Source organism: Blastocatellia bacterium (assembly GCA_035275065.1).
GTDB lineage: Bacteria > Acidobacteriota > Blastocatellia > UBA7656 > UBA7656 > DATENM01.
Genome location: DATENM010000044.1, coordinates 130,985 through 137,687, shown reverse-complemented (window position 1 = coordinate 137,687; position 6,703 = coordinate 130,985). Strand labels below are relative to the sequence as shown.

At 45.8% G+C, this 6,703-nt stretch carries 4 protein-coding genes; all 4 read right to left on the bottom strand.

From position 1 onward, the window contains the following. Positions 1-625: 625 nt before the first annotated feature. Positions 626-2,215 carry an ATP-binding protein gene (locus VJ464_10030; protein ID HKQ05461.1) on the bottom strand — a complete coding sequence of 530 codons (1,590 nt, stop codon included), beginning with the start codon at positions 2,213-2,215 and terminating at the stop codon, positions 626-628. Next, entirely contained in the window at positions 2,196-4,379 is a 2,184-nt protein-coding gene (locus VJ464_10025) for a Mu transposase C-terminal domain-containing protein (protein ID HKQ05460.1), read from the bottom strand. The genes VJ464_10030 and VJ464_10025 overlap by 20 nt, the downstream gene beginning before the upstream one ends. Positions 4,380-4,595: 216 nt before the next feature. Beyond that, entirely contained in the window at positions 4,596-5,210 is a 615-nt protein-coding gene (locus VJ464_10020; protein ID HKQ05459.1) for a TnsA endonuclease N-terminal domain-containing protein, read from the bottom strand. Between the two features lie 981 nt (positions 5,211-6,191). Continuing rightward, positions 6,192-6,560 (bottom strand): helix-turn-helix transcriptional regulator, encoded by a 369-nt coding sequence (locus VJ464_10015; protein ID HKQ05458.1) that lies wholly within the window; start codon positions 6,558-6,560, stop codon positions 6,192-6,194. Between the last annotated feature and the right edge of the window lie 143 nt (positions 6,561-6,703).

Below are 6,703 nucleotides of genomic sequence, written 5' to 3'. Positions count from 1 at the left end.
CATTGTCAGCAAGGGTTCGCTCAAGCGGGCGAATCGAGGTCATCGTCGCTTTCCTCCTCAAGTTTTTACAGTGCTTGAAAAGGATAAAGCTGCGGTGGCCTTTTATGCATTTTCAAAGATCATTTTTGTCCTGTACTAAGGAAAATATTATGGATTGGGCAAACTTCGACGCCGGGTATCTGATGGAGGCGGTGCCAGTAGAATTCGCCCCGAATCTGCCTATCCCTTTCGGCGCATAAGGGGCAAAATCGGAACCAGTCTATGGACGTGCTGAAAGTGCCTTTTCCTACAGAATAAGAGATACCAACTCCGTTGTTGGCTTTCATTTGTTCTCGAATGCGTTTCAATCTCTCCTGTGGAAGAAATCGTGCGTAAAATGGCAGCAAGGTGTTTCCATCAATAATCCTGTCTACTGAGCGGTGGTGCCCAGGGGGCAAATGGTCCTGTAGGTAGGTTAAGCGACTTGGTAAGTCGATAACTGCGAGAGCGCTACGAGCGCCGAAAATCTCACTGATTAATGAGCGTGTGTTTGGGTATTCCAGACGATCACTGTATCTGGCACATACGCTATACAACAATTCGTCTGGGTAAGGATCAGGGAAAATTGCCAACATTCTATGTCCTTCTATTCTAGGTGTTCCTTTGCCGATCGAATAAATCCTTTTTCTGAGAGTACGTCATATGCATCAACGCCTTGATCCTTCGCACGAGTTGCAGCTAATAACAGCTCATTATTTTTGACTGGTGCCTTAGCTTTCTTTTTTGTAGTACCCTTGCCATCACGAAGCCGCCTTTTAGCTTTGTTGAGATCTTCACTCACTGTAGACTGTTCCTGCTGAGGAGTGGTTTTGCTATCCATCGTCTGTTTACTCTCCGATTGATTTGGGTTAACTTCCTCAGAGGCTGCTAAGGTGGAAGAAGCGTATACAACCTCTTCAATAAACTCCCCGATATCGATCGGCTTCACATCTTTTATTTTGAAGAGCGCCGCCATATCATGAATTTTCAGGGCAGATAACACTTTGGCTGCTGAACGAAAGTACTCTTTAGCCACAAATTGCAGGGTTTTTTCAGTGACGGTTTCTTTGCCAGAGCTGATCGCATATATCTGTGCGATCATATACATCTTAGCTGCAATGTCTGTGATTCCTTGGCTCTCGAAATGAAGCGCATGGCTCAAGCCCCCAGTTAATTTGAACCGTTGCTTCGTATACTGATAGAGCCATAAATCATTTATAAAACGCTCCCAATCCGATTTTTTCCCTTCTGAGTCTTTCTCTGTCATAGGATCCCATATCAAGTCTCCCTGGCCGGCTCCCCGGCGGATCTGGCGGAATTCACCCGTAAGTATTTCATAAGCCGCATATGTGCCGACCAGGATAACAGGCACGCCTAACCCATTGTTCAAACTTACGAAGAAGTTGAGCATCTCATTCCTTCCACCGCTCGCCGCCTCACTCAAGTTTTGAATTTCGTCTATAACCAGTAAGCCTACACCCAGTTCTCCAGCCGCACGCATCATGTGCAAGCTTAGTTGATGACCCGAGCGCCCTTCATAGTTTTTGTAGTATTTGGTTCCTAAAATGGAATCGATTGTTTGGAAGAAACTCAAGCAGAGGCCACGTGTTGATCCGTTGGGAGGACAATCAAGCTTGATCCACACAATTTGTACACAAGTAAAATCCTGGTCTCTATAATGGTTGTGTATGGCGACTTGGGGGTAAAGGGACAAAATTTCGTGGATGGCCCGACTTTTTCCAATTCCGCTTATTCCCACTATACTGAACCCTGTGTTCATTGTTCCTATGCGGACCCGATGGTGTGAGGCAGTCTTCAAAAATTCGGCACTCCTGTTCAAGTGCCTGCGATGCTCCGGAGTCAGCGGGTTTCGTTTCAAATATCCTCCCCGTATAGCTCGTGAGATACGTTGTTCTAAATCGATATGTGTGGGCAGGACAGAGAAAAGTTGTAAAGCATTTTGTATTTCGTGGTACCGTTGATAGGGCGGTGCATTGCGTTGGCCCCTATCATACGGTGGATAGAATGCCATATGAAGGGCGGCTTCTTCGGGAGAGAGGATCGGTGGCAGAGCTTCTATCAGCGGATTGCCACGGTATGCAGCGACCATTGGGTCGCAGTACGATGCTTCTACGGTCTCTCCCTCGTAAATAATCCGAGGTGAAGAATTTACTATTTCAGTCCTCGTTTTGATCATAATCGCACCGTCCTTCCCGTACTTGCTCCAGAACGTCGTGGTAGTTTGGACGCGATAAGACTTCCTGGTCCGAAGTCTCTTTGCGCGTAAGTGGTATTACGTTTTCGCCTCTTTCGAAGGGAACTCCCGGCGTGAGGTCGAAGGCCTCTGATTCGCGCAGCTTATTCTTCTGCTCCTGTCGGTGCTGGCGCATATCTTTCAAACGAGTACGGTTACTCTCACCATTAAAGAGTCCATCAGCTCTTTTCAGAGCATTGGATACGATCGCCTCGCCTTGCGTCTCATAGTAGGCACTTGACTGGATGTCTCGTATTTCTGCAGCCTTTTTCTGTTGACGGTCTATCGCGTAGTAGTCGTCAATCTCATGTAGATCAAATTCAGCAAACCTTTTACTGCTTTCGGTGAGTCGGCATACCTCTAATTCTTTTCCTTTATTGAGGGGGAGATATGTAGTCCTGGGTTTGCGTGGGTCAAAAGCTAGATCCACATACCAGTCCTTTGCCACAGGTCTGACGAACCAATCTTCCCGCAGAGCAAGGTCGCATTCGTAAAATAGATTGTGAAATTTAATACCGTGGTGTGTAACCTTTGCTTTCTCTCTGGGAAGCAAGTTGAGCATGACGATCTCGGCTCGTCTCATACGTGGCTCACCAAATCGGCGTAGGCCATGGTTCCAGAGGTCCATCGGATATCGTTCAACACCTTCTCTTATCAGATATTTATCCATTGGGTAAGAATCCAAGCGATGGGTAAGGTTATATTCGATTGTGGAGAGGACTATGAGCTTTCGAAACTCCTCAAGGGTCAGCACCGCATCCAGTCGGTAGTCCCTGTCGCCCCGTTCGCGTGGCCATCTGACAGCTCCAGGCACCCAGTGGATGACCTCGTCATTCGCGATATCAATATATTTTTCAACAATCCCTTTCCAATCTCCCCGGCAACTACCTGTATTAACGACCTTGATACCGAGCCCCTCGACCATACTATTTGCCTTTGGACTCAATAGCTCTCCCCGATCCGCCACTAACTCATTACAGAGATGGTGACAGGGCCAATCTATATCCGAGTCAGGGATGTTGTGCTCTTTACAGTACGTGAGTTTGTCTGTCATGGCATTGGCTAAAGCCATCATCGCCCCAATCCAGTTGGGCCCCTCCAGCCCTATATACAGCCCCACTACCATCCGGCTGAAGACGTCAATTACGAAATAGATGACTGGACGTCCTATGATCCATTTAAAGTTGAGCGAACTTATTAAGTAGGCGTCTCCGATAGTTGCATCAATCTGATAGATCGAGCCAGGCCCGAACGCCTTAGAAGTGGAGTCTTTCAGTACCGGGCGATGGCGGAGATCAAATGCGCGTGTACCTTCGCGCGCTACGATTCTTTTCTTTTTCTCAATCAATTTGTAATACCAATATATGAACTGTCTGAGTGTCGGGAGTTTGTCTGACGGAGCTAAAATAGGTACCTCAACACCATTCTTGAGTTCAAACCGGACATTAAAAAACTTCTTGAGCGTTGATTTGAAGGCGCTCTTAAATGTCCTTTCTTCTCGTGTTTGAACGAACAGCTTATAGCCCTTCAGGAACTTATCTTTTATTGTTGCTGTTACTCTGACACCCTTACCCTTTTCTATATTGGTATCATCGATGCTTTGGCCTATGGAGTTGGGAGGGCTTGACTCTGAAGCTAATCTTTCTTTGCCTGGTGCGCCACAATGATCGAAATCTGGAATCAATGCATTCTTCATCTGCCCACGTTGCCAATAGCGGCGTAGAAGAAAATAGATTGTCTCTTTCTGCTTACCGGTACTCTCAGCTAGTTTTGCTACTAGAGGCCCTCGCTTCCAGCGATCAAATAGATCGAGGGAGTTCGTTTCTACTAGGGGACCTATAATCTGCCAAGCATCGTTTCTGTAACGGACTTGATTCTGGGAAAAGAATTCTTCTGGCCGACTTAAAGAGTCAAACGGATCGTCGTATCTATGTACCCTGCCTTCCTTGGCTGCGGCTTCTATTTCCTCATAGCTGCTGTATCTGGGGAAGGCGCTGTCATCAAGTAAACGGATGCTGACTACGTTGATCTTGCTGGGATCAATCCACAGTATGCGCTCAAGGACGCCATCTTCCCATTTCACAACTTCATTTACTGCAAACGGCATAGCCCACCTCCTAGCCTTTTGTAAGTTGTCTTTTGAAAGGCTTCTACTTTGATAGAAAGGGATAAGGGATATACATAGTAAGAAGGCTACGACCCTTTCCTTCTTAGTAGACGTGAGTTTCCGGCCCTTTGGTCGTGAAGGAGAATAAAGCGTTTTAACTTGGCTTTCCATTTGAAATATCATTTGCCGAATCAGGTATAGATTTGGAAAGAAGCCTCAAGCCGATTTCAGCCTCAGAGTATTCAGTGAGTAGTTCAGCAAAGGTAGTGGTTCAAATGGCTCGATCGGTCTGGTCATGTCGATTCTCCAATTTCCTTTTGCGATTAAATGCCAAGCGACTTTTAGGCTCACTCCTGTGTTCAAGCCAAACTCCCGATCGCAGGTTGCGGCAATAGCTGATAAGGAACCCTCTCCTTTAGCTACCAGTTCCGTAAGTCTTCTTGCGATGCGATAAACCTCTTTTTCAGAGAGAGGATGCAGACTTTCATGCTCAAAGTAAGGGTGCAAAACATTGACATTGCGAACGACTGCTCCCGGGATATCGCGTTCTGTCACAATAGCCCAATCGATCTTTCTTTTCTTGAAGAAAATACGCTCAATTTCAAATTTTTCCAGTACCCTTCTTTTAGAGAGATCTTGTGAATACTTAATCGTACGCGCTCGATAGCAGACTCCTTTTTCTCCAAGAGTCGTTAAGAGAAAATCCGTGGTCATTACGTAGGGTATTTTAGTGGTAGGATCTGAAGGATGCCTGACACCTAATTCCTTTGCTATTGCGACTGTTTCTTCGACTGGAAGTAAGGGATACTGCTCCCTGATGTCGACGACCAAGTTGGACCACTCGACAATACAGAAGTATGAAAATTCTAAAAGGCTAAAAAGATGGTGCACGCGATTAGTCTTCCAACTATAGACCCGAACTGAAAAGCCTCGTGAGGAGAACTCGTGAACGAAGGTCCATGGGAGAAAATTGCAGCCTACGCCTTGCCCGCGGCCTTGCCTGAGCTTTGTCTTCGTCGAGGTTCTTCTGTGACGTCTAGGCATTTTACGCCCCGCGCTGAAGGGTTCGGGATTAGCGTTTCCCTCCAGACTCCGGCTAGACGAAATCCTGGATTACCGTAGAGGGATACTAAGGAAGATGGCTGTACCTTATATCCTCAATCGGTAAAGAGTATATTTGATCACCTTTCTTGATCCGCAACCCCAAGTTGCTGGGCTGCTAGGTGAATTCAACAACTCTGAAAAAACTTTGTCAACTGCAAACTTAGAGTTATAGCTATAGTCTTTAGGGGAAATTCGAGGTCACTACCATAGATAGCTTATTCATGTGGAACGCACCGGCATTCGTCATTGTTAACCAGAGGTGGGATGTGGTTATATTGTTTTCTCCCGAGTCATACCTCTTTGAAGCTTGTGCGCTTATCTCTTGCGGCTTCAGATATCAATCATTGGCTGACGCCTTTTTAGCACCAAAGTGATACTCCGAAAGGTAGCGTTATTATGCTTGCTTCGATAAGCTCGGCCTTGTATTCGTCCGGGAACAGCAAATTAGACCTCGGTAAGAATAGCGGTATACAGTGCTCATTAATCCGACCTAGATGGGACTTATAAGATACCTATGTCTTGAGTAGTCCAACAAAACTTTTTGGTAAATCGAATTTTTGGAAATCTGCAAGATGGAGCAGAATGAAGCTATAAACCGGCCATTAGGACAATCGAATATACTTGAGGGCACACAATCCGCATATTGGCATGGAACAATCCTGAAGAATGCATATGAAATTAATATTTCATATGCGTCGCGCGAAGGCTTCATTGACGAGATAGCCTACGCTCGATTTCGTGATCTATTAATTCTAAGATCGGGCGCAACTCTTTCTTATTCCGCTCAGATAATTGTCTGTATTTGTAGAAAAGGGCGGCGATATCGCTCTCATCATATTCTCGCTGATGATCAATCCGAAGGCCGCGAGCAACTGCAAACACCTCGTCCTCAGAAACGCCTAAGCCACGTGCTAATGCTTTGAGTATAGCCACTGTAGGATTGGTATTACGAGCTTGAATAATATCGTTCAAGGTTCCCGTACTAATCGACCGTCGGCTCCGCTTCTCTACCTGTTTGAAGGTCAGATTCTTCTCCTTCATCATGCGTCTGACATAGTCACTTAAAATCTCTGCCATGCTTGTCCAAAATTAGGGAATTTGCAGCTTTTAATCAGAAAGCGTAACAAAACATTTGTATGGTATTTCTAATTATTTGTATGAATTGCCTGTTGACAGCCAGCTCCATCCGTAATACCGTATAAACTCTCTGAAATGCCTTA